The following is a 22,731-nucleotide window of genomic DNA, read 5'->3' on the forward strand; positions in this document are numbered from 1 at the left end:
ATCCGGAGACAAACGCATGTCAGTCAAACATCCGATCATCGCGGTGACCGGCTCGAGCGGCGCCGGCACCACCACCGTCATGAAGAGTTTCACGCATATCTTCAGACGCGAGCACATCAATGCGCAGATCGTCGAAGGCGACGCGTTCCATCGCTACGACCGCAACGGCATGCGCGCGGCGATGCAGGAGCGCGAACGCGACGGTGTGCCGAATTTCAGCCACTTCGGGCCGGAAGCGAATCTGCTCGAAGAACTCGAAACGCTGTTTACGCGCTACGGCGAAAACGGCAGCGGGCAGTTTCGCCACTACGTGCACGACGCGGGCGAAGCGCAACTGTACAAGCAGGACGGCGGCACCTTCACGCCGTGGGAGGAGGTCGCGCCCAATACCGACCTGATGTTCTACGAAGGGCTGCATGGCGCGGCGGTGACCGAGAAGGTCGATATCGCGCGGCATGCGGATCTGCTGATCGGCGTCGTGCCGATCATCAACCTCGAATGGATCCAGAAGCTGCACCGCGATCAGACGATGCGCGGCTACACGCACGAAGCGGTGGTCGACACGATCTTGCGGCGCATGCCCGACTACGTGAACTACATCTGCCCGCAGTTCTCGCGCACGCATGTGAACTTCCAGCGCGTGCCGACCGTGGACACGTCGAACCCGTTTACCGCCCGCGAGATTCCGCAACCGGACGAGAGCTTCGTGGTGATCCGCTTCGCGCGGCCGAAGGGTATCGATTTCCAGTATCTGCTGACGATGCTGCACGACTCGTTCATGTCGCGCCCGAACGTGATCGTCGTGCCAGGCGGCAAGATGGGACTCGCGATGCAGCTGATCTTCACGCCGATGATCCTGCAACTGATCGACCGACGCTCGCGCGCCTGAGCGGCACCAGACGGATACCGAGGTTCATTTCGCAAGGAGAGATTCGATGAGTGCAGTCGCGCAACCGCTTCACGCACCCGCCACGCGCTCGATGGCCGACGCGCTGCGCATGCTCGCGCTCGACGAAGCGCGGCGCGTCGCCGACCGCGCGCGTTGAGCCCGCCGTTCGCCAAGATTTCATTTCATTTCGAGGAGCACGCAATGGCCTTCATCACCCTGCGGCAACTGCTGGATCACGCGGCCGAACACGACTACGGCGTGCCCGCGTTCAACGTCAACAACATGGAGCAGATTCACGCGATCATGCGCGCGGCCGAGGCCACCGCTAGCCCGGTGATCCTGCAGGCGTCGGCCGGCGCGCGCAAGTACGCCGGCGAGCCGTATCTGCGCCATCTGGTGCTCGCCGCGCTCGAAGCGCACCCGGACATTCCGCTCGTGCTGCATCAGGATCACGGCGCGAGCCCCGCGGTGTGTCAGCAGGCGATCCGCTCGGGCTTCACGTCGGTGATGATGGACGGCTCGCTGCTGCCCGATCAGAAAACCCCCGCCGCGTACGACTACAACGTCGAGGTGAGCCGGCGCGTGGTGGACGCCGCGCATGCGGTCGGCGTGTCGGTGGAAGGCGAACTCGGCTGTCTCGGTTCGCTCGAAACCGGCACGGCGGGCGAAGAGGACGGCGTCGGCGCACAAGGCAAGCTCACACGCGAGCACCTGCTGACCGATCCGGACGAAGCGCGGCGCTTCGTCGACGCGACCGGCGTCGATGCGCTCGCGATCGCGATCGGCACGTCGCACGGCGCGTACAAGTTCAGCCGCGAGCCGACCGGCGACATCCTCGCGATCGACCGGATCGCCGATATCCATGCGCGCATTCCGAACACGCATCTGGTGATGCACGGTTCGTCGTCGGTGCCGCAGGAATGGCTCGCGGTGATCCGCGAATATGGCGGCGAGATTCCGACCACCTACGGCGTGCCCGTCGACGAAATCCGCCGCGGCATCGCCCAGGGCGTGCGCAAGGTCAACATCGACACCGACATCCGTCTCGCGATGAGCGGCGCGATGCGCAGGTCGCTCGCCAATGCGCGCGCGGAGTTCGATCCGCGCGCGGCATTGAAGGCCGCCACCGCCGCGGCGAGCGCGATCTGCGTCGAGCGATTCGAGGCGTTCGGTTGCGCGGGTCAGGCGGCGCGCATCAAGCCGCTGCCGCTCGACACGATGGCGAGCCGCTACCACTAACGCCACTGCCACGGAGAACGCAATGCGCGAATTCCTGATTGCGCCGTCGCTGCTGTCGGCGGATTTTGCCCGGCTCGCCGACGAGATTCGCGACGTGACGGCGGCCGGCGCGGACTGGATTCATCTGGACGTGATGGACAACCACTACGTGCCGAACCTGACAGTCGGCCCACTCGTGTGCTCGGCGATCCGGCCGTACACGACGCTGCCGTTCGACGTGCATCTGATGACCACGCCCGTCGATCCGCTGGTGCCGGCGTTTGCCGAGGCCGGCGCGAACCTGATCAGTTTTCATCCGGAGGCGACGCTGCACGTGCATCGGACCATCGACCTGATCCGCTCGCACGGTGCGCGCGCGGGGCTGGCGCTGAATCCGGCCACGCCGCTCGCGGCGCTCGATCACGTGCTGGAGATGCTCGACGTCGTGCTGGTGATGTCGGTGAATCCGGGCTTCGGCGGCCAGGCATTCATCGCCGAAACGCTCGACAAGCTGCGGCTGCTGCGCGAGCGCGTCGACACGACGATGCAGCGCACCGGGCGGCCCTTGCTGATCGAAGTGGACGGCGGCGTGAAGGCGTCGAACATCGCGCGTGTCGCCACGGCGGGCGCGGACGTGTTCGTTGCCGGGTCGGCCGTGTTCGGTGCGGGCGATCGCGCGCAGGCGATCCGCGGCATGCGCGGCGAACTGGCCACTGTCGACGAACCCGCGGGGGTGGCCGCCATGCAGTGATGGCGCTGCTGTTTCAGCGCTTTTTCAGCGTCTCGCCCGGCGCGCACCATGCGCTGAGATCTTCTTCAGGCCGGTCGACCGCGCAGCCCCAGTCGAGCGGCTGGTCCTGATCGAAGCGCTTGCCGAGCCGCCATGCAATCTCGGCGCGCGCAAGCTGCACGCCCATATAGAACGCGTGGCCGCCGTCTGTTTCGAGGTTCAACTGCGGGTACAGCGCGAACGGATCGTCGCCGCGACGATGGCCGTCGCGGTTGTACACGTGAATGCCGTCGGCGCTGATCTGCACGCGCAAATTCGGGTCGCGCACGCCGCGCGCGAATTCGTCGATTTCTTCGGCGCTGTACGGAAACGGCCGTTTCGCGTGGACCGTCGCGAGTTCGGTGCTGATGCCCTTCGGCAGCACCTGCGCATCGCGCGCGGCATGCATCACGCGGCGCGCGACATCGGCTTCGCGCAACGCGCGCCGCGCATGCTGGCTCACCGACGTCGCCAGCACCGCGCCAATGCGCAATTCAGCCGCCATGCCGAGCAGCACCGCGTTGATGCCGCTCGTGTCGGCCTCGGTCAGTTCGGTCACGTTGCCGACGCCCATCATGATCGCGATGTCGGGATAGCGCTCGCGCAAACGCACATAGCGCGCAATCGACGCGGCCAGCCCGAACGGAATCGGATCCAGAATCGGATCGGCGAGAAACGCGCGGCCGCGCGCGGACAGCGCGTCGATCGCGGCGTCGAGCGACGCGGGGTCGGCCGGTTCGCGCGCGACGAGGATCGGCGTCGACGGCACTTCGTCGGCGATCCATAGCGTGTCGAGGTTCAGGCTCATCAGATAGTCGGCGCCCGCGCGGCCGCCGCGCAGCAGTTCGTCGTTGCGCATCGAATCGACGCTGACGCGATAGCCTTCGGCCTTCAGCCGCCGCACCGCGTCTTCGAGATGCGCAAACGCCGTGTCCGGCAGGCAGCCGATGTCGATCACGTCCGCGCCTTGGGCCGCATACTCGCGCGCTCTTGCCGCGATGCCGTCGAGGTCGAGGCGCGGCGCATCGACGATCTCCGCGAAAATCTCCGTGTCGTAGCGGCTCAGATCGAACGGCTTCGCCTTGCGGCCGAAAAATTGCGGCAAGTCCTTGACCTCCTCGGGACCGCGTTCGAACGGCACGCCGTAGTGCGCGCTCAGCGCGTCGAGATCGCCACGGCAGCGGCCCGGCACGATCACGCGCTGCGCGGCGAGCGGCGCGCTCACGCGGCGCTGGATCAGGTCGGCGGTCATCAACCCGGCCACTTGCAGGCCGATTTCGCGCACCTCCCAACTAAACGGCGTCGGCGCCATGCCGTCGAGCACGCGCCGCAGGCTCGGTTCGGCAAGCCGGCCGGTCAGGAAGAGGAGGTGGTCCATGCGAGGTCGAGGGTCGCGAGGCGTTGGGTGAGCGCCGCTTCGAGTTCGTCGAGCGAGCGCGCGAGCGTCGTGTATTCGAAGCGCGCCAGACGCTCGACGTTGTCGAGTTCGATCGCCCGTGGCCGCAGTTCGACCCATTCGTCCGGGCTATGCGTGATCACGCTCGGTTCGGTGTCGCACGCAAAGACGATGCCGGGGATGCATTGCTTGCCGGCCTGCGCGTACATATTGGTCGGCAGCGTATCCGAGATGCCGTAAGCACATTTGGCGACCGTGTTGCTGGTGGCGGGTGCGATCACGACCGTGTGATAGACGCCGTGATACAGCATGCCGACCGGCACGCCGCTCGCGCTGTTGTCGCGCAGTACGCGAAAGTGTTCGCGCAGCTTGTCGAGCGACCAGCCATAGAGCGGCAGCACTTCCTCGGCCGCCGCGGACAGAAACAGATCGACGCGCGGCAAGCGCCGCGCGAGCGCGATCGATTCTTCCAGCATATGACCGGAGCCGGTCACGCACCACGCGAAGTGCGCATCCGGCCTGAAGTCGGCGAGATCGCGGGCACCCTTGCGAGCAGACTCGCTGGGGGACCTGAGGGACGACCCGGTCATGCGTCGAGATCGAACGGCATGCCGTCGGCCGGCGAGCCTTCATGCGACAGCCGGATATGCAGCCGGCGCATCTTGCGATACAGCGTATTGCGGCTAATGCCGAGCGCCTTCGCGACGTTGCTGACGTTCCAGCGGTGCTCGTCGAGCAGCGACAGCACCGTTTCGCGCTCGTTCAGCTGGATCGCGTTCAGCGAAGAAATGTCCGCCTCGTCGGCGAGATGCCCGTCCATGTCCGCGTTCGCGAGGCGCAGCGCAATCGGCAGGTCGACCGCCGACGTGCGTTGCGTGACCTCGGGCGGCAGATGCTCGCAGCGGATCGGCTCGCCGTCGGACAGCGCGATGGCCATCTGCAACACGTGACGCAGCTGACGGATGTTGCCGGGCCACGCGTAGGTGAGCAGCGCGTGTTCGGCTTCCGGCGTCAGATCGGGCGGATCGTCGGTTTCGTTCGCGAGCAGATGATGGATCAGCGGCAGCTTGTCGACGCGCTCGCGCAGCGCCGGCAGATTCAGCTCGACGCCCTTGAGCCGGTAGTACAGATCCTCGCGGAATTGCCCGCTTTGCACGAGTTCGAGCAGATTGCGGTGGCTCGCGCTGATCAGCTGGAAATTGACCTTGACGGTGGTCTCGGCGCCGAGCGGCGTGACCTCGTGTTCCTCGATCACGCGCAGCAGGCGTGCCTGCAACACGAGCGGCATGTCGCCGATCTCGTCGAGAAACAGCGTGCCGCCGTTGGCCTGCACGATCTTGCCGCGCCGTCCTTCGCGCTGCGCGCCGGTAAACGCGCCCGCGCGATAGCCGAACAGCTCGCTCTCGATCAGGTTCTCCGGCAGCGACGCGCAGTTGACCGGCACGAACAGACCGTCGGCGTGCGGGCTGATGCTATGCAAGGCCTGCGCGAAGACTTCCTTGCCGGTGCCGGTCTGGCCGCGCAGCACGATCGGAATCTTGCGCTGGATCACGCGCGCGGCCAACTGGATCTGCGAGGCCATGCGCGGGTCGCCGAATTCGAGGTGCGCGATCTCGTCGAGCTTCGGTACCGGCGGATGTTTGTCGTGTTTTTCGGAGGCGTTGGCGCGCATGGCGGAGTCGGGGACGAGCACGCGCGTCACGCGCCCCGTGGCGTTTTGCGGCGTCTGCGCGACGAGGAAAAAGCGGTTCGTCGCGTTTGCGCTGTAGACGGTGACCGGATGGAACGAGCCGCGAATGCTGCGCGCGATCATGTCTTCGAGCGACGCGTTGAATGCTTCCTCGATGCGCCGGCCGCGCAGCTCGCTCAGCGAGCGGAAGCCCAGCTGGAACAGCGCGCTGCGATTCGCGGCGAGCACGGTGCTGTCGTCGCCGACCGCGAGCTTGCCGCCGTGCAGCGTGCCGACGAATTCCGGGCGGCTGTGGAAATGGATCATGTTGGCATGCCGGTAGCGCGCATCGAGCAGACGGTTTTCGATCATCTGCCGCGACATGCCGACCAGCACCAGCGAGTGCTGCTGCAGCAGCTTCGAGCGGCTCGTGACGTCGAGCACGCCGGCGATTTCGCCGCCGTCGTCGAAGATCGGCGCGGCCGAGCACGTCAGCGACGTATAGCGCGGATAGAAATGCTCGTGCTGACAGACGGCGATGCAGTCGCGCTCCGCGAGGCAGGTGCCCATGCCGTTGGTGCCGGCTTCGCGTTCGCTCCACAGCGCGCCGACGCGAAAGCCGTCGACGGCGACCGCCTCGGCGAACGGCACGGACGACACCTGATGCACGATCACGCCGCCAGAATCGACGAGCACGACCGCGAGCTCGGGATCGGCCAGTTGCTGATAGAGCGTCGTCATCTCGAGCTTCGAACACGCGATCAGATCGCCGAGCGCCTCACGGCGCGCGCTGAGTTCGTACTCGGTGAGCACCGGCGGCGGCACGAAACGCGCGGGGTCCAGCTGGAATTCGTTGATGCAGCGCGTCCACGACTGAGCTACGGGTTCGCTTGTCGGGCGAGTGGTCAACTGATGGTTGACCACGTTCAGAACTTCCCGGACGTGCGTACTGCTGTCAGCGAGCAACGACATGGGATTTGCCTCCGTTGCGTCATTTCGCAAGCGTGACTGCTTCGCACGCCGCGAATGCCGCTTTATCAAGCCTGCCTGCCCCTGGCGCGGCGCAATCTCGGTTCGCCTGCGCCCTCCCGACCGGCCCTATTACGAGGCGGGTGTTGAAAACTGTACGCCCGATGCAGGATTGGTTCAACAGAAAGTCACACTGGGTTTACCTCACTGTGCCCGGATTTTGCTTTTCTCGATGCGCGACGCGTTAAACGGGTTGCAGGTTGCATGCCTGTCGCAGCTTCGGCACAGAGTGTGCCGCGCGTCGTTCAGTTCTACTGTTCTACTGTTGCATCGTTTCGCTCGTCATCACAGGCTGTTCAATCCTGGGCCGCGCCGCGGCGGAGAGCAAATCATGGATCGTTTCGATACTGTTCGCCTTGCCGCATTTTCCAGCATCGGCGCCAATCCCGGCCCGCAAGTCGGCGCGTTGCCCGAGCGCCTGGACATCGTATTCATCGAGAATTTCATCGGCCAGACGGTCATCGGTATCGATAGCAGTGAGTTGCATGTTGCGCAACCGGTGCGTGTGAACCTGGCTATCGGCGTGCCAGCGATCCGCGCCTGCGCGACGGACCGGATCGAAGATACGGTCAACTACGCGGCCGTGCGCGGGGCGCTGCTCGATCTGTTCGCGTCGCATCGCGTGCGGCTGCTGGAGGCGCTTGCCGAGACGATCGCGCAACTGCTGATCGCCGACTTCGGCGCGCACTGGGTGCGCGTGTCGCTCGCGAAGCCGGCCAAGTTCGCCGACCTCGCGGCCGTCGGCGTGCAGATCGAGCGGCGTCGCGGCGATGGCTCGGCGGCGGCCGTGGGTCTCGCGCGGTACGCGTCGCTGGGCGAGGGGCTGGTGCCTAGTTGAGGGGGGCGCCCAGCCGGGCGCGCCGAGCGGGGCGCGCAGAATGCCCGGCGCGTTTCAGGCCGTGGTCATTTCGCCACGGTCGACGTTTTCTGCGGACCGAGTCCGCACGCCTGATATGCGCTGGTTTGCAGCGCGCGGAAGCGCTTGGTTTGCGCCTTAGCGTGGTCGACGCGGAATTCCGCGCCGCCTTCGCCGCCTAGCGTCGCGTACTTCGAGAAGGTCGACTGGTCGACGAATTCGTCGTAGGGCAACGACGCGGCCATCTTGTCGATCACGCACGAGCACTTGTAGACGTTCGCGAAATCGTGGCCGTTATCGTCCATGCAACTGAGCACGTATTCGACGCGACCCTCGGTCGGATAGTTGTAGCCGCCCGCCCACGCGAGCGGCGCGGCGAGCAGGAGCGAGGTAAAGGCGAGAAGCGCGCGACATCTGTTGGTCATTGAATGCCTCTGCGAAAGCATTGAGCCTGCTTCGCGAACCGCTGCGCGAGATGCGTGCCTTGCGGCCGCGAGGCGACGGGATGCGCGAGGAGGCGGGGCCGGCAACGGCGCCGCGTCTCCTGCGCTTGCATGCGCCGTCAGTTCGGCGCGAACGGATGCGCGACGCTGCCCTTCTTCGCCAGCACTTCAGCCGCGCTCGGGTCGCCGCTGACCGCGCGCTTGATGGCCTCGCGCGTCGCCTGATAGTTGAACTGCTGGATCTTCTTGTCGTCCTCGGCCTGCCAGTGAATGAACACGCCGACGCAGAGGAACAGATCGTCGGCTTCTTCCTGCGGGATCGTGCCGTCCTCGACACTGTCGGCCACCGCGAGCGCGACCGCGTGCTGCGCCGGGCCGAACATCTGCACGGCCTGCTTGGCGCCTTTGATCGTCACCTTGTTGAACAGGATCGTATTGGGCTTCGTGATGAGATTGGGCGCGACGACGGCGAGCAGCGACGTGAAGCCGTCCTTGTTGTTGGTGAGGGCGTTGCAGAACGCGGTTTCCGCAGCCGAACCTCGCGGTCCGATCAGCAAGTCGATGTGCGCGACCTCGTTGCCGTCGCCGACGAGCGACTCACCGATCATGACGCGGTTGATCTTGGCCATTCTGTTCCTCCAAAAGAGTAGGTATGGACCTGCTGACGAGGCGCCGCCCGCGATCGTCCGGATCAGCCTCGCGAGAGCGGTGCGGGAATGCACGGCGGTACTAACTAACAGGTTCCGTGCCAGTTGTCGCTAAGGGCCTGCTGACGCGGCTGTTCGGGTCTTCTTCAGTCCAGACGATTCAGGGTTAACCGCGCCCTTCGACGCAGCGCGCAAGAAACAGCGTGGCCACCGCGAGGTCAGCGCTGGTGCCGGGATTGATCGCGCGTGCCTTCAATTCGGCGTCCCAAGCATCGAGTTGCGGATCGCTTGCCGAGCGGCGCGCGGCGGATCGCGCTTGGCGCCAGCGCGCGCGCTGTTCGCGTGCCACGAGCGTGACACTCTGCGCCAGCGCGAGGCCGTGCTTGCGCACAATGTGAGAGTCGGGCCAGCCGCCGAGGAACGTGAGAAACACGTTGAGCATCGCGATTTCGCCTGGATCGGCGGGCGCGGGTTCGGACGTTGGTTTCGAGGCTTCGAAGTAAGCGGCGAGGCCGGTGTCGAACAGGTCGGCGAAACCGTTCGCGTATTGCCGCGCGATGCTGTCGCGTTCGCTGGCAAGCCGCATCGCGTCGCGCAGGCCGATCGTCGGCGGTGCGCGGACCGATTGCTCGGGCGCGTCGCCGAGGCCGCCGGGATTGGCGAGCGCGATCGCGCGGTAAGCAAGCCGAGCGTCTTCGACGTCGAGCCGGCTCAGCACGTCGCCGACGGCCGCGCGCCACGCTTGCGCCGACACCGGCGGTTCGCCGGTTTCGTCGAGGGCCGCGGCGAGCGGCGCGACCAGCAGCACGATGCCGAGATTCGTATTGCAGCCGACGGCCGCGCGCGTGCGCTTGACCGCGTCGAGAATGCGCTGTCCGACGCGCTCGCCGCGCGCGAATAGCGCGTCGAGCGACGCGTCCGCGCTGGCGAGGAACTGGGCCGCGTGCATGCCGTGGCCGGGGCTTTGGGTGCTGACGTTGCCGGGTTTCGGCGTGGTGACGTCGAGCGCGCAGGCTTCGAGGAAGGCCGCGCGCGCGTGCTCGACGGGAATCGCATGAGTGTCGGGCATCGCGCTCAAGCCCGGCGCTGCGGAGACTGCTCGGGCAACCCGGCGCTAGCGGCTTGCTCGGCCAGCCTGCGATCGAGCAGATCGTCGACGAGCGCCGCCGCGACATCGAGCGGCACGACCGACTGCAAACCGCGCCACGCGGCCACGCCGTTGACTTCGAGCACGAGGGGCAGCGCGGCGTCGTCGGCATTCGGGATCAGGTCCACGCCCGCGTAGTCGAGCCCGAGCGCGGCGGTTGCGCGCACTGCCGTCTGTGCGAGCGGGACCGTCAGCTCGGCGGGCTCGCAGCGCGCGCCTTGCGCGACGTTGTGAATCCAGCCCTTGCCGCCGCTGCGCCGCATCGCCGCGACCGCCTTGCCGCCAATCACGAGCACGCGCCAGTCGAAACCCGGCCGGTCGCTCGCGACGAAGCGCTGCAGATAAGCGACCTGCCGATAACGCGCGAGCGACGGCAATGGCGCGAGCAGGCCGCCGCGCGCGCCGAGCCGTTTGAGCCCGTGGCCTTGCGAGCCGAACAGCGGCTTGAGCACGACCTGACGGCCGGCGGCCGCTTCGCGCATCAGTACGCGTTGCGCGAACGCGGCGGATTCGCCGGCCCAGGTGGCCGGTGTCGGCACGCCCGCGCGATGCAGCAGGAAGCTCGTCATCGACTTGTCGACGCTGCGCTCGATCGCGCGCGCGTCGTTGTACACCGGCACGCCCGATTCACGCAGCGCGTGCAGGATGCCGAGCCGCAGCGTCACCTGCTCGAAGCTGCCGCCGGCGATGCCGCGTACGAACACCGCGTCCGGCAGCGTGCGGCCGAAGCCCGGGATCGCGAGGCCGTGCGGCAGCCACGTGGTGTCGATGCGGCAATCCGCGAGATCGACGCAACGCGCTTCGGCGCCGCGCGCGCGGAACGCCTTTTTCAGCCGGCCGGTGTGCCAGCCGGTTTCGTCGGTCATGATCGCGATGCGCACGCCTGATGTGATCATCATCGCGCGACGGACTCGCCGCCCCACTGTTTGCGCAGCAGGCCGCCGTCGAGCCGGCCGCCATGATAGGTCGCGCCGCTTTCGAGGCTGCTGACCCACACCTCGGCGGGCGCGAACAGCGCGGGATCGATCTGATAGAAGTCGAAGTTGACGGCCGTGAAGACGTCCGCGAACGGCCGGCCGTAGTCGCGCGAATTGGCGGAAGGGAGGGTGTCGGCGAGACGTTGCGCGATCTCGTCGTGCTGGACGCTCAGGTGCACGCGGCCGCCGTACAGGATCGCGTCGTTGGTGCGGCCCATCGCCTGAATGCCGTCGGGCGCGGGCGGCGGCAGCGGCGCCGAGCCCGTCCCCGCGACGATCTCATCGAGCGGTACGCCGAGCACGTGCACCTTGTGCAGCGCAACTTCGACCACGCGGGCGACGACCTGTACCGTTCCCGCGACAGAGTGTGTCGGCGTGACGATCAGCGTCAGGTGTTCGGGCGCGAGGCCGCAATCGTGCAGCACCTTGTCGATCACGACCTGCGGCGGCAGGCGGTCCACTTCGAGCACCAGCGCGCCGCGCTCGTGGCGGTCGCGATAGCCGAGTTCGTCGAAGAGCGGCTCCTTGACCGCGAGCGCGCGCGCGGGCCCCGAGCCGAGCGAAAAGAATTTCTTGCCACCGGTCTGCTCCCTGGTCGCCGACAGGCTCCAGCCCGCGTACTGGCTGCCCAGACACGCGAGCACCGGCGACGACGTGCTGACCTCGAGCATCGTCGGCCACAGCGGCGCGGCGTCGAAGTTCGCGCGTACCGCGACACGGCCGAGACCGCCCATGCAGATGCGCGCGATCAGCACGCCGGCGTCGACGCCGCCGCGCGCGTCGACGCCGGCGTCGGCGATCACGGTGCCATCGCGCGTGCGCGTCAGTGCGACGCCGAGCTGTGCCGCTTGATCGACGAGCCGTGCTACGAGGCGCTCTGAAAGCGCGTTCACGCTCGGCAACGCGGCGGGCGCGGAAGTCTCAGCTGTGGGCGTGGAGGCAGGCATGGTCGGGTTCATCGCAGGTTTCGATTCGTTGGACGACGCGTTCGTGCTGCGCGTCGAGCGCGGTGAGCACCGCGTCCACCGATGCCGCTCGCACTTGCAGCGTGCAGACCGGCTGCCCTGCGTCGATGCGGGTGCCCGGCATCGGCACGTCGCGGCATTGCGGATCGCGCACGCAGGCGTCGGAGAACGCGGCCGAGACGCTGAACGGCCGCTGCGCGAACAGCACGCGCTGACCGGCACGCCAGCGCGGCGCGCGGGCGAGCGCGAGGCTCGCGGCCGACGGCGCGCGGCCGTGGCGGCACGCGTCGAGGTGGCAGGCGAGCAGGCCGGCCGGCCATGCATCGGGCGACGCGGTTTCGTAGAGCGCCATCGTCGACGAAGGGCGCGGGTTGATTTCGAGCACGTCGAACGAGGCGCCGTCCGACAGGAAGTCGCAGCTGTTGATGCCGACGAGGCCGGTGTTTGCGCACAGCGCCTCGAGCGCTTGCTGCACGCGCGCGATGAACGCTGGCGGCAAGTCGATCGGCCCGATCGAGCCGGCATGCACGAAGCGCAGATCGCCGATCGCGCACGTGAATTGCTCGGCGAAACCGATCAGATGCGCGCTGCCGTGCGCGCCGATGAAAAGCGCCGACAGCGAACGGCCTTGGCCAATGCGTTGGAAGTAGCCGTGCGCGGAGTCGGTCGTCAAATGGAACGAGTCGGCCGCCTCGATATGCGTACCGCCACAACCATCCGCCTGCTTGAACAGCCAGCCCTCGGCCGTCGCGGGCCGCTCGAACGACACAGCCGGATGCGCAATCCGCAACGCGTCGAGCAGCGCGAAAAAACGCCGCGGCTCGCGCACGGCCGCGATCGCCTCGGCAGCGTTGCCGAGAAAGCGCGGCAAGCCGGATTCGCGGCACAACTGAGGCATCAAAGCTTCGAGCCCGCTGCCGCCGATCCAGCCAAGCAAACCCGGCAAGCGCGCGACACGCGCAAGCGCATCGACGAGCCGCGCCCGGTCGATCCCGAGCGCGCCATCACCACGGCCGATGTCGAACCATAGCTCGGCGGCCTCGCGCGTGTCGCGGTCGCCGAAGACATCGAGCGCGGCGACATGCAGGCCGGCGCGCGCCGCGGACTGCGCGAGCAAGCGCGCGGACTGCCCGACGACCGCGACCAACGGCGCATGCATGAGCGGGCGGTGCGACTTCATGACGACCGCGCTCAGCCGAGACCGGCCGCGACCGCGCGGGCCTCGTCGTAGGCTTCCGGGAATCCCAGGTAGACCGGCTTACCACCCGTGCGCATGCGCACGAAGAGGCGATGCTCGACCTGATATTTGACGTTGCCGATCGCCAGCGCGCCGATGCCGACCGCGCCCGCGTTCGGCACGCCGTCGATCGGCTTGCCGTCGTTCATCACGTTCACGCCGGCGATCCCTTCGGGCGGCACCGCGTTGACGTCGGCGGCGACGAGCAGGCGCTTCGCATGCACGAGGTCGTCCCTGCCGACCACCTGCGCGCCCGCGACGGCGGTGGCGAGCACGATTTCCGCGTCGGCGAGCGCGCCGCGCAGTTCGGCGGGCGTGGTGGCGCTGATGCCGTTCGTGAAGATGCCGAAGCGCTCGTTGACTTCGTCCGAGGCCCCGAGCGCGCGATTGCGGTCGTGGTGGCTCGCGATCGTCACGTCGGCGCCGCGCGACGCGGCGATCGCCGCCGCGATGCGCCCGACCGCGCCCGTTCCGCCGAGAATCAGCACGCGCTTGCCGCCCAGCTCCACGCCGTGCTGTTTGCCCAGATGCCGCTCGACCAGCGCGACGAGCGCGGCCGCGGTCGTGTACGAACCGCTCGGATCGGCGAACACCGAGACCTCGAACGGCGGGACCATCGCGCGGCGCGCGGTGTCGAGCATGTCGGCGGCCTGCATCACGTCCCGTCCGCCGATGAAGATGCCGGTGCGCGACACCCCTTTCGGGCCGCGCGAGAAGATCGCGTCCTGCGTCAGATTCGCGACCATGCCCGCTTCGACGTTGCAATACGGCACGATGACCTGATAGCCGGCGTCGGCGGCCATGTTGACGTCGAACGGACTCATCTGTGGCGTGGCCGTGAACATGTGCAGGATGTAGGGCCTTTCAAGGGTTTCTGACATGGCAGGGGCTCGTTTCAGTGGCAATCTCGGGGACGGCGCAAGGCAAGGCCGCGCCGCGCGTGGCAGCGGCTTATGTAAGCGGCGGCCTGAGCGGTGCAGCGCATCATGCGGCGTCGATGTGCGGCGCGCGCGCCTCGGCGCCGCTGATCGCCGCGCCGCTATTACGGCCCGCGACGACGCTGCATTCGATATGCGGCAGCGCGCTCGCGACGGCGCGCGCGGTCGCGAGCGCGCGGTCGGCCTCGCGCGCGCTCGCGAGCACCGCGAAGCCAGTCGGGCCCCACGAGGTCTGGCCGATGCCGGCGGTGCGTTCGGCGGCGACCGCGCGCAGTACGTGCTCGACGTCGGGACTCGCGAACACGCCGCCTTGCGCGCTCGCGAAATATTCGCCGATGGTCTGCTGCAGCTCGGTGAGGCCGTGCGCGAACGGCGCGAAGTTATGTTCGGCGGCGCCGGGCAGGATCTGCATCAGCACCAGATGGCACAGATGCGCGGCGAGCCGCTGCGGAAACGGCGCGAGCGATGCGAGCGCGCTGCGTTCCTCGGTACCGTGCAAGCCCTCGCGGCTGTTGTCGCTGACGAGCAGCACGCGCCACGGCTGCGGAAACGGCTGGCGCGACAGCAGCGGCGGCATGCTCTGGCGCAGATCGCCGGGCGGGCCGCCATCGAGCAGCAGGCCGCCGCACTCGAAGCCGAGTATGCCGATGCCGGAGCGGGCGCCGCGCCCGAGCAGACTCGCGAGCTCGGCGCTCCTCGCCGGCTGGCCGACGAGGCGCGCGAACGCGGTGCCGACCGCCAGCGCCAGCTGCGTGCCGGAGCCGAGGCCGGTGTGCGCGCGCGGTGCCTCCAGCACGTCGATCGCGAGTGTCGCCGGTCCATAGGCGGCCTGCAGCCGCGCGAGACTCAGCGCGATGCGCTCGCGCTCGGCCTCGCTGACCACGCCGCCGATCTGCTCGCGTTCGGCGAGCCGCGCTTCGATCCGCGTGCCGTGCGTATCGATGACGAGCCCCAGGCTGCCGAACGCACGCCCGAGCGACGCGTTCGGATCGAGAAAGCCCAGATGCAGCCGCGCGGGCGCATCGATCGTGATGGGGGCGCGTGGCGGCAGGCGGCGGAGCTGAAGCGGCATCTCGAGTGTCCTCAGGTGTCCTTGCGGGTGCGCAAGACCGGGTTCGGCCGCGGGGCGTCCGCAACGCGTCGCGGGTTCCAGCGATAGTGCGCCCGGCGACGTCAAGCGAAAGCCGTACCAGGCACGCGCAACGGCCGCCGCCGCGAGTTTGGCCCACTGGAACCGCGAAACGGGCACGCCGCGCCCACGCGGTTTCGCCGCCGCATGGACGCTGTGTGACGCCGAAGGCGCACTGTGTCACGCGCTGTTTCATCCGGCGACAGGAACGCGTGTCAACTGCCTTGCGCGGGTTTGGGCGCGTCGTACTTGATATAGCGGAAGCGCTGATCGTCGGCGGGCGTGCCTTCGAGCGGACCGTCCTCGAGGCCGGGCTGCCAGTGGACCACCGATTCGATCTTCGTCGCGAGCGCGAAGTCCTTGTCGGTGATGCCCTTGGCGCTGTGCGTCTTCAGCTTCACGGTCACGAATGCGTACGAGACCGTCAGATCGGGGTGGTGCCAGGCGGCTTCCGCGAGGTGGCCCACAGTGTTGACCACCATCAGCGTTCCCTTCCAGCCCTCGGTGCGGTATTTGCGCCGCAGCCAGCCATCTTCCAGATACCAGTGCTGCAGCGGACCGACGAGGCGCTGCTGGATCTCTTCGTCGGTATAGACGTGCTCGGTGTTTGCCATGGCTGTTGCTCCTCGAATGCGCGAATCGATCGCCGAACGAAGCATCGTTGCAAGTGACAGGCCCGTGCCGCGGCGTGTGATTCGCAAAGGACACGATTCGTATCACGCAAGTGACACAGTATGTGCCGCATCGCGTGACGCAGGCCCTTCAGCTTACCGCCATGCAAGCATCGGCGTGCAACGCCCGAGTGCCGCGACACCTCGCGCGTGCCGAGTCGCCGGGCCAGCGCAGCCAATAGCGGCAAACGTTGCCGCTATTCCGGCATGGAATGTGCATCGGCCGTTCATGCGTCGCGAAGCCCGACATCGAATCGGGATAGCGCGTTAATCGTTACCTGCACTCGAGAAGGCGCGCACGATGCGATGAGGTAGCGTGGGTCATTCGTGAGTTGAACAGCAGGACAATTCTGGAGGAGACATGAACTTACGCACTGTAGTTCTTGGGCTCGCGATCCTCGCATCCGCAGCCTTTGGCTCTCTGGCTGCGCAGGCCGATTCGCAGCTCGACGCGCTGATGAAAAATCCAGCCAACTGGGCGGCCCAGGCGGGCGATTATGCGAATCACCGCTACAGCCCGCTCAAGCAGATCAACGAGAACAACGTCGGCAAACTGCAGGTCGCATGGACCATGTCGACCGGGGTGCTACGCGGCCATGAAGGCTCGCCGCTCGTGATCGGCGACACGATGTATGTCCACTCCCCGTTTCCGAACAAGGTCTTTGCGGTCAACCTGAAGGATCAGACGTTCCTCTGGCAGTATCAGCCGAAACAGGATGAACAGGTCGTCTCCGTGATGTGCTGCGACACCGTCAATCGCGGTCTCGCGTACGGCGACGGCAAGATCTTCCTGCAGCAGGCCGACACCAAGCTCGTCGCGCTGAACGCGAAGACGGGCGACGTGGTGTGGACCGCGCAGAACGGCAATCCGAAAGCCGGCGAAACCAACACCAACGCGCCGCACGTATTCGGCGACAAGGTGCTGACCGGGATCTCGGGCGGCGAGTTCGGCGTGCGCGGTCGTCTGATCGCGTACGACATCAAGACCGGCAAACCGGCCTGGACCGCGTACAGCACGGGCTCCGACAACGATATGCTGCTCGACCCGCAAAAGACGATGACGTATTCCAACGGCCAGATGGTGCCGGTGGGCGCGGATTCGTCGCTGAAGTCATGGAAGGGTGATCAGTGGAAGCTCGGCGGCGGCACCACGTGGGGCTGGTATGCGTGGGATCCGAAACTCAATCTTGTGTACTACGGTACCGGCAATCCGGGCACATGGAACCCGACGCAACGTCCGGGCGACAACAAATGGTCGATGTCGATCTTCGCGCGCGACCTGAATACCGGCATGGCCAAATGGGTCTACCAGATGACGCCGCACGACGAATGGGACTATGACGGCGTCAACGAAATGATCCTGTCCGATCTGACGATCAACGGCAAGCAGGTGCCCGCGATCGTGCACTTCGACCGGAACGGCTTCGGCTATACGCTCAATCGCGTAACCGGACAGCTGCTGGTCGCGCAGAAGTACGACCCGGCGGTGAACTGGGCCGACCGTGTCGACCTGCAAAGCGGCCTGCCGATTCGCAACGCGGCGTACTCGACGCAGGCGGCCGGCTCCGATCACAACGTGAAGGGCATCTGCCCGGCGGCACTCGGTTCGAAGGACCAGCAACCGGCGGCATACGATCCGAACTCGCACCTGTTCCTCGTGCCGACCAACCACGTCTGTATGGACTACGAGCCGTTCGATGTCGACTACGTGTCGGGACAGCCGTATGTCGGCGCCACGCTGTCGATGTATCCGGGCCCGAACGAGGGCAACGCGATGGGCAACTTCATCGCGTGGGATGCGAGCAAGGGCAAGATCGTCTACTCGAAGCCGGAGAGGTTCTCGGTGTGGTCGGGTGTGCTGGCGACCGGGGGCGGCATCGCGTTCTACGGCACGCTGGAAGGCTACCTGAAGGCGGTGCGCATCAAGGACGGCAAGGAACTGTGGCGCTTCAAGACGCCGTCGGGAATCATCGGCAACGTCTTCACGTATGAGTATCAGGGCAAGCAGTACGTCGGCGTGTATTCGGGCATCGGCGGCTGGGCCGGCATCGGCATGGCGGCAGGTCTGGAGAAGCCGACCGAAGGTCTGGGTGCGGTCGGCGGCTACAAAGATCTCGCGAAGTACACCGCGCTCGGCGGCACGCTGTTCGTGTTCGCGATTCCTGGCGAAAAGAGCTGAACGAACGGCTGAAATGAAAGGCTGAACCAGCGGGGCGGCTTGAACAGGCACGGCCGCCCCGTCGGCCTCGCGCAAGCATTGAATCACCCCCCGATCGCGCCCGTTGGTGGATGCGTCGATGAAACGCGTCGGGGCGCGGCTTATTCCCAGATGGAGACATGTGCATGAAAGGCCGATCTATCCTGTTGCTCACGGTGTTGCCCGCAGCGCTCGTCGTGCTGCCCGTCGGATACGCGCAGAACAATCCTTCGATTGCGCAGGTCGCGTACAAGGTGGTCGACGGCACCAAGGTGGACAGTAATACGCTGCTGGGCTGGAAGACGTGGCGCGCGCTCGCCTGCGAACGCTGCCACGGCGCGCAGCAGCAGGGCATGGTCGGGCCGTCGCTGATCGACGCGTTCAAGACGCTGGACAAGACCGAGTTTCATCGCACGGTGTTCGGCGGCCGGGTGGACAAGGGCATGCCCGATTTCAGCACGAGCCAGATGATGCAGAAGAACTGGGAAAACCTCTACGCGTACCTGAAAGGGCGCTCGGATGGACAGATCAAGCCGGGCGATCTGAAGGCCATCGACGCCAAATAACGCCGTGCCGTCATTCTTCCGGAGGCTCACGATGCGTGATAAGAGAAGCATGTCCGTGCATGTCAGCGTGATCGCGGCCGCGTTGTGCGGCGCGGCGCTCGCGAGCGCCGCGGTCCGGGCGGACGGCCCCGCGCTGCCGAACAACGACGGCGCGGACGGCGTGCTCAGGGTGTGCGCGGACCCGAACAACATGCCGTTGTCGAACGACAAGGGCGAGGGCTACGAGAACCGCATCGCGGCCCAGATGGCGAGCGACTTCGGCTACAAGCTCGAATACACGTACTTTCCGCAGCGCATGGGCTTCGTGCGCCACACGCTGCGCGAGAAGGAGGACGGCAGCGAGCGCTATCGGTGCGACCTGATCATCGGCGTGCCGAAGGGCTATGACATGACGTCGACGACGCAGCCGTATCTGCGCTCGACCTACGCAATGGTGCTGCCGAACCGCCCCGAGTTCGCGAGCATCAAGACGCCCGACGACCTGCTGAAGCTGCCGCCCGATCAACTGCACAAGCTGCGCTTCGGCATCTTTTCGCAAACCCCCGCGGTGGACTGGCTGCTCGGCCACAACCTGATCGACCAGGCGGTGTCGTACCAGGTGCAAAGCGGCGATCCGGCCGTGTACCCGGGCCAGATGATCGAACACGACCTGCGCGCGGGCAACGTCGACGTGGTGTTTCTGTGGGGGCCGATCGCTGGCTACTTCGCGAAGCGCGCCGGTGATTCGGTCAGACTCGTGCCGTTCCCGCCGGGGCCGGGCATCCGCTTCGACTACACGATTTCGATGGGCGTGCGCTACGGCGAGAAGGACTGGAAGGACAAGGTGGATCAATGGATCGGCGCGAATCACGACAAGATCGACAGCATCCTCGCGACCTACCAGGTGCCGATGCTCAAACCGGTCGACGCGCCGGCGGGCAAGCCTGGCGACGCGTCGCAATGACGCGCGCGGGCGGCGCCTGGCTGCGCGCGGCACGCGCCGCGCTGATGGGCACGCTGTGTGTGCTGTGCCTCGCGCCAGCCGCCGCGCGTGCGGCGAGTCCGGCGTCGGCGCCGGGCGGCGACGAGATCACGCCGGCCGAGCGGCTGATTTTTCTGACCGATCATCTGCACGGCGTCGCCGCGCAGACCGAACTCGACTACGCGCTGATCGATTCCGGGCAGCCGTCTCGCAGCGCCGATGTCGTCAAGGTGCTGGTGCTGAGCGAGAACAACGCGAAAGGCGACGCACAGGTGTCCGACCATAGCGGCAGCGTGAACCTGCCGATCGGCGGCCTGCAGTGCAATCCGGCAATCATTTATTTTCTCGAACACGACATCGCGGAGATGCAGGGTCTCACCGGCGGGCAGCGCCGCTATTTCCAGCAGCGTCTGCGTCTCGCGCTCGCCGCGGGGCCGCAGATCGAGAGCGTGCCGAGCGAGGTCGGCGGCAAGCCGGTCAGCGCGCGGCGCATCGTCGTGCGGCCTTATCTGAACGATCCGAACGCGGAGCGCTTCGCACAATACACGGGCAAGCGCTACACGTTCCTGCTCGCAGACGGCGTGCCGGGCCAGGTCGTGCAGATCCGCACCGACGTGCCGGGCCCCCACAACGACTTTGCGCATCCGGCGCATACGGAGTCGTTGAGCTTTCAATCGGCACTGAACAAGTTGCCGTCGGGCAAGGCGCCGGCGAAACCGTCATCGAATGCGCCGCGAGCGAGTCGCTGAATCAAATGCAGAACGCGAGTTTCGCGACGAACCGGGTCAAGCTGAATTTCGTTCGCACGCTGACCCTGCGGCAGTTGCAGATTTTCGTCGTCGCGAGCCGCTATACGAGTTTCGCGCGCGCGGCCGAGGAGCTGCATCTGACGCAGCCGGCGGTGTCGATGCAGATTCATCAGCTCGAAGAGGCGGTCGGCCTGCGGCTGTTCGAGCGCATCGCGCGCAAGCTCACGCTGACCGAAGCGGGCGAGGTGCTGACCCATCACGCGAGCCGCATTCTCGGCGAAATCAAGGACACCGAAGACGCGATGATGTCGCTGAAGCAGGCCGACAGCGGCTCGATCAACGTGGGCATCGTCAGTTCGGCGACCTACTTCGCGCCGAAACTGCTGGCGATGTACTCGCATCTATACCCGAAGGTCGACGTGCACTTCTCGGTCGGCAATCGCGACGCGTTGCTGCGTCTGTTGCAGGACAACGCGATCGATCTCGCGATCATGGGCCGCCCGCCGCCCGAACTCGATACGACGGCCGAGCCGCTCGCGAGTCATCCTCAGGTGGTGATCGCGCCGCTCGATCATCCGCTGTGCGGCGCGCGCCGCTTCGATCTGCAGGAGTTGCGCCGCGACACCTTCCTGCTGCGCGAGCCGGGCTCGGGTACGCGCATGGCCGCCGAGGCGATGTTCCGGCAGCATCTGTTCACACCCGCGAAAACCATCACGCTCGGCAGCAACGAAACGATCAAGCAGGCGGTGATGGCGGGCATGGGCGTGAGTCTGATCTCGCTGCATACGTTGCAGCTGGAGTTGCGCACCGGCGAGATCGCGCTGCTCGACGTGAACGGCACGCCGATCGAACGCGCGTGGCAGGTCGTGCATCTGCGCACGAAGCAGCTTTCGCCGACCAGCATGATGTTCCGGCAGTTTCTGCTCGAGCATGCGGCGGTGCATCTGGAGCAGGAATATGCGCAGTTTGCCGGGGTGTTTGCGAAACCGCCGGTCGGCGCGCAGCGGTAGCGTCATGCGCTTGTCGGCTTGCTGGTGAACGACGCGTCCCAGGCCGCGTCGATGGCACAGTCTGTACCCGGCTGTCGTGACAGGCTGCCAACTTTTCGCATTCGATTTAACTCCTGGGTCCCGTGCTCACGATCGGCATAAACCATGCTTGAACGGAAGGCTGGCGAGCCTTGAAGCGCGTCGACGTTCGAGCGTCGTGCAAATAAACGCCAGCCACCACGGAAGGGGAGCGCAGCGATGGTTTCCGGCGAGCAGCTTCAGGACTGGCGTTCTCACGCCCAGCGGATCGAAAACGAAGTCGCGAGAGTCGTCGTCGGTCAGCAGCAAACGCTGAGGCTCATCAACGTCGCGTTGTTCGCACGCGGCCACGTGCTGCTCGAAGGCGGCGTGGGGGTCGGCAAGACGACCGTGTTGCGGGCGTTCGCGCGCGTGGTCGGCGGCGATTTCGAGCGCGTCGAAGGGACGATCGATCTGATGCCGGGCGACCTCGTCTATCACACCTATGTCGATGCCGACGGCAAGCCGCGCATCGAACCGGGCCCGCTGCTGCGCCACGGCGAGCAGCTGACCACCTTCTTCTTCAACGAGATCAATCGCGCGCGTCCGCAGGTCCAATCGCTGCTGTTGCGCGCGATGGCCGAACGTTCCGTGTGGGCGTTCGACCGCGAGCACCGCTTTCCGCACATGACCGTATACGCCGACCGCAACAAGGTCGAGAAGGAAGAGACCTTCGAGCTCGCGTCGGCGGCGCGCGACCGCTTCCTGTTCGAGCTGAACATGCCGACGCCGACCGACGAGGACGCGCGGCGCAGCCTCGTCTTCGACACGAGGTTCCATGACGTCGACGGCCTGCTCGCGCAACTGACAGCGTCGATCGTGCCGTGGGAACAGTTGAACCGGATCGGCGCGGCGATCCAGCAGGGCGTGCAGGCGAGCGAGACGATCGAGCGCTACGTGCACGACATCTGGCAGGCGACGGAAACGCCGGCGCGCTTCGGCATCGCGCTCGACGGCGTCGACATGGAGCAGCTGATTCTCGCGGGCGCAAGTCCGCGCGGCATGAGCGCGCTGCTGCGGGCCGCGCGCGTGGTCGCGTGGCTCGCGGGACGCACGCATCTGCTTCCGGAGGATATTCACGAAGTGCTGCTGCCGGCGCTGGGGCATCGCGTGTTCTTCACGCCGATCTACGAGCTGCGCCGCCAGGAGCTGGCCGAGGCGCTGATCGCGCGGATCGTCGCGAACGTCGCCGTGCCTCGCTGACCGGCGGC

22 protein-coding genes are annotated in these 22,731 nt (G+C 66.6%); 10 read left to right on the forward strand and 12 right to left on the reverse strand.

Going from position 1 to position 22,731, the window contains the following annotated elements:
* The first annotated feature begins 16 nt into the window (after positions 1-16).
* From HWY30_RS12145 to rpe, 3 genes are all read left to right on the forward strand, one after another.
* A complete protein-coding gene (locus HWY30_RS12145) occupies positions 17-889 on the forward strand; it encodes a phosphoribulokinase (RefSeq protein WP_090809070.1) in 873 nt (290 codons plus the stop codon).
* A 201-nt stretch (positions 890-1,090) separates the two neighbouring features.
* Complete coding sequence (fba, locus tag HWY30_RS12150) at positions 1,091-2,128, forward strand: class II fructose-bisphosphate aldolase (RefSeq protein ID WP_090809072.1); 1,038 nt, start codon at positions 1,091-1,093, stop codon at positions 2,126-2,128.
* A gap of 22 nt (positions 2,129-2,150) precedes the next feature.
* A complete protein-coding gene (rpe, locus tag HWY30_RS12155; protein WP_090809074.1) occupies positions 2,151-2,858 on the forward strand; it encodes a ribulose-phosphate 3-epimerase in 708 nt (235 codons plus the stop codon).
* A gap of 13 nt (positions 2,859-2,871) precedes the next feature.
* Here rpe and HWY30_RS12160 read toward each other — a convergent pair whose 3' ends face one another.
* Genes HWY30_RS12160 through HWY30_RS12170 form a run of 3 tightly spaced genes read right to left on the reverse strand, consistent with a single transcriptional unit; the run spans position 2,872 to position 6,913 of the window.
* Positions 2,872-4,254, reverse strand: a complete 1,383-nt coding sequence (locus tag HWY30_RS12160) for a DUF6513 domain-containing protein (protein ID WP_090809075.1) — start codon at positions 4,252-4,254, stop codon at positions 2,872-2,874.
* A complete protein-coding gene (locus tag HWY30_RS12165; protein WP_090809077.1) occupies positions 4,233-4,862 on the reverse strand; it encodes a flavoprotein in 630 nt (209 codons plus the stop codon). The genes HWY30_RS12160 and HWY30_RS12165 overlap by 22 nt, the downstream gene beginning before the upstream one ends.
* On the reverse strand, positions 4,859-6,913 hold the full coding sequence (locus HWY30_RS12170; protein WP_090809080.1) for a sigma-54-dependent Fis family transcriptional regulator: 2,055 nt from the start codon (positions 6,911-6,913) through the stop codon (positions 4,859-4,861). The genes HWY30_RS12165 and HWY30_RS12170 overlap by 4 nt, the downstream gene beginning before the upstream one ends.
* 388 nt (positions 6,914-7,301) lie before the next feature.
* Here HWY30_RS12170 and HWY30_RS12175 point away from each other — a divergent pair, with 388 nt between their 5' ends.
* Positions 7,302-7,808: a dihydroneopterin aldolase gene (locus HWY30_RS12175; RefSeq protein ID WP_090809082.1), complete on the forward strand. Its 507-nt coding sequence runs from the start codon at positions 7,302-7,304 to the stop codon at positions 7,806-7,808.
* A gap of 65 nt (positions 7,809-7,873) precedes the next feature.
* On the opposite strand, the gene HWY30_RS12180 is transcribed toward HWY30_RS12175, so the two are convergent.
* The 9 genes from HWY30_RS12180 to HWY30_RS12220 form a co-directional block, all read right to left on the reverse strand.
* A complete protein-coding gene (locus HWY30_RS12180) occupies positions 7,874-8,251 on the reverse strand; it encodes a hypothetical protein (protein ID WP_090809084.1) in 378 nt (125 codons plus the stop codon).
* Between the two features lie 137 nt (positions 8,252-8,388).
* Complete coding sequence (gene fae / locus HWY30_RS12185) at positions 8,389-8,898, reverse strand: formaldehyde-activating enzyme (RefSeq protein ID WP_090809086.1); 510 nt, start codon at positions 8,896-8,898, stop codon at positions 8,389-8,391.
* 184 nt (positions 8,899-9,082) lie between these two features.
* Positions 9,083-9,985: a triphosphoribosyl-dephospho-CoA synthase gene (locus HWY30_RS12190; protein WP_090810410.1), complete on the reverse strand. Its 903-nt coding sequence runs from the start codon at positions 9,983-9,985 to the stop codon at positions 9,083-9,085.
* Positions 9,986-9,990: 5 nt separating this feature from the next.
* The gene (locus HWY30_RS12195) at positions 9,991-10,962 is read right to left on the reverse strand and encodes an ATP-grasp domain-containing protein (protein ID WP_090809088.1); all 972 of its coding nucleotides are present in this window, start codon (positions 10,960-10,962) and stop codon (positions 9,991-9,993) included.
* Positions 10,959-11,999, reverse strand: a complete 1,041-nt coding sequence (mch, locus tag HWY30_RS12200) for a methenyltetrahydromethanopterin cyclohydrolase (protein WP_244144887.1) — start codon at positions 11,997-11,999, stop codon at positions 10,959-10,961. Before mch ends, HWY30_RS12195 begins: the two co-directional genes overlap by 4 nt.
* The gene (locus HWY30_RS12205) at positions 11,962-13,185 is read right to left on the reverse strand and encodes an ATP-grasp domain-containing protein (RefSeq protein WP_090809092.1); all 1,224 of its coding nucleotides are present in this window, start codon (positions 13,183-13,185) and stop codon (positions 11,962-11,964) included. The genes mch and HWY30_RS12205 overlap by 38 nt, the downstream gene beginning before the upstream one ends.
* A gap of 11 nt (positions 13,186-13,196) precedes the next feature.
* Positions 13,197-14,123 carry an NAD(P)-dependent methylenetetrahydromethanopterin dehydrogenase gene (locus HWY30_RS12210; protein WP_090809093.1) on the reverse strand — a complete coding sequence of 309 codons (927 nt, stop codon included), beginning with the start codon at positions 14,121-14,123 and terminating at the stop codon, positions 13,197-13,199.
* A gap of 103 nt (positions 14,124-14,226) precedes the next feature.
* Positions 14,227-15,252: a beta-ribofuranosylaminobenzene 5'-phosphate synthase family protein gene (locus HWY30_RS12215; protein ID WP_090810411.1), complete on the reverse strand. Its 1,026-nt coding sequence runs from the start codon at positions 15,250-15,252 to the stop codon at positions 14,227-14,229.
* Between the two features lie 272 nt (positions 15,253-15,524).
* On the reverse strand, positions 15,525-15,923 hold the full coding sequence (locus tag HWY30_RS12220; protein ID WP_090809095.1) for a 4a-hydroxytetrahydrobiopterin dehydratase: 399 nt from the start codon (positions 15,921-15,923) through the stop codon (positions 15,525-15,527).
* A 418-nt stretch (positions 15,924-16,341) separates the two neighbouring features.
* Here HWY30_RS12220 and HWY30_RS12225 point away from each other — a divergent pair, with 418 nt between their 5' ends.
* The 6 genes from HWY30_RS12225 to HWY30_RS12250 all read left to right on the forward strand — a co-directional run bounded on the left by HWY30_RS12225 (position 16,342) and on the right by HWY30_RS12250 (position 22,723).
* The gene (locus HWY30_RS12225; RefSeq protein ID WP_090809097.1) at positions 16,342-18,159 is read left to right on the forward strand and encodes a methanol/ethanol family PQQ-dependent dehydrogenase; all 1,818 of its coding nucleotides are present in this window, start codon (positions 16,342-16,344) and stop codon (positions 18,157-18,159) included.
* Between the two features lie 164 nt (positions 18,160-18,323).
* A complete protein-coding gene (locus HWY30_RS12230; RefSeq protein WP_090810412.1) occupies positions 18,324-18,743 on the forward strand; it encodes a c-type cytochrome in 420 nt (139 codons plus the stop codon).
* 31 nt (positions 18,744-18,774) lie between these two features.
* Positions 18,775-19,686 carry a substrate-binding domain-containing protein gene (locus HWY30_RS12235; protein WP_167368752.1) on the forward strand — a complete coding sequence of 304 codons (912 nt, stop codon included), beginning with the start codon at positions 18,775-18,777 and terminating at the stop codon, positions 19,684-19,686.
* The gene (locus HWY30_RS12240; RefSeq protein ID WP_090809101.1) at positions 19,683-20,453 is read left to right on the forward strand and encodes a hypothetical protein; all 771 of its coding nucleotides are present in this window, start codon (positions 19,683-19,685) and stop codon (positions 20,451-20,453) included. Before HWY30_RS12235 ends, HWY30_RS12240 begins: the two co-directional genes overlap by 4 nt.
* 5 nt (positions 20,454-20,458) lie before the next feature.
* Positions 20,459-21,463 (forward strand): LysR family transcriptional regulator, encoded by a 1,005-nt coding sequence (locus HWY30_RS12245; RefSeq protein ID WP_090809103.1) that lies wholly within the window; start codon positions 20,459-20,461, stop codon positions 21,461-21,463.
* Between the two features lie 237 nt (positions 21,464-21,700).
* A complete protein-coding gene (locus HWY30_RS12250) occupies positions 21,701-22,723 on the forward strand; it encodes an AAA family ATPase (protein WP_090809105.1) in 1,023 nt (340 codons plus the stop codon).
* The last annotated feature ends 8 nt before the right edge of the window (positions 22,724-22,731 follow it).

Origin of the sequence: Paraburkholderia tuberum STM678, assembly GCF_902833905.1 — a bacterium.
GTDB lineage: Bacteria > Pseudomonadota > Gammaproteobacteria > Burkholderiales > Burkholderiaceae > Paraburkholderia > Paraburkholderia tuberum.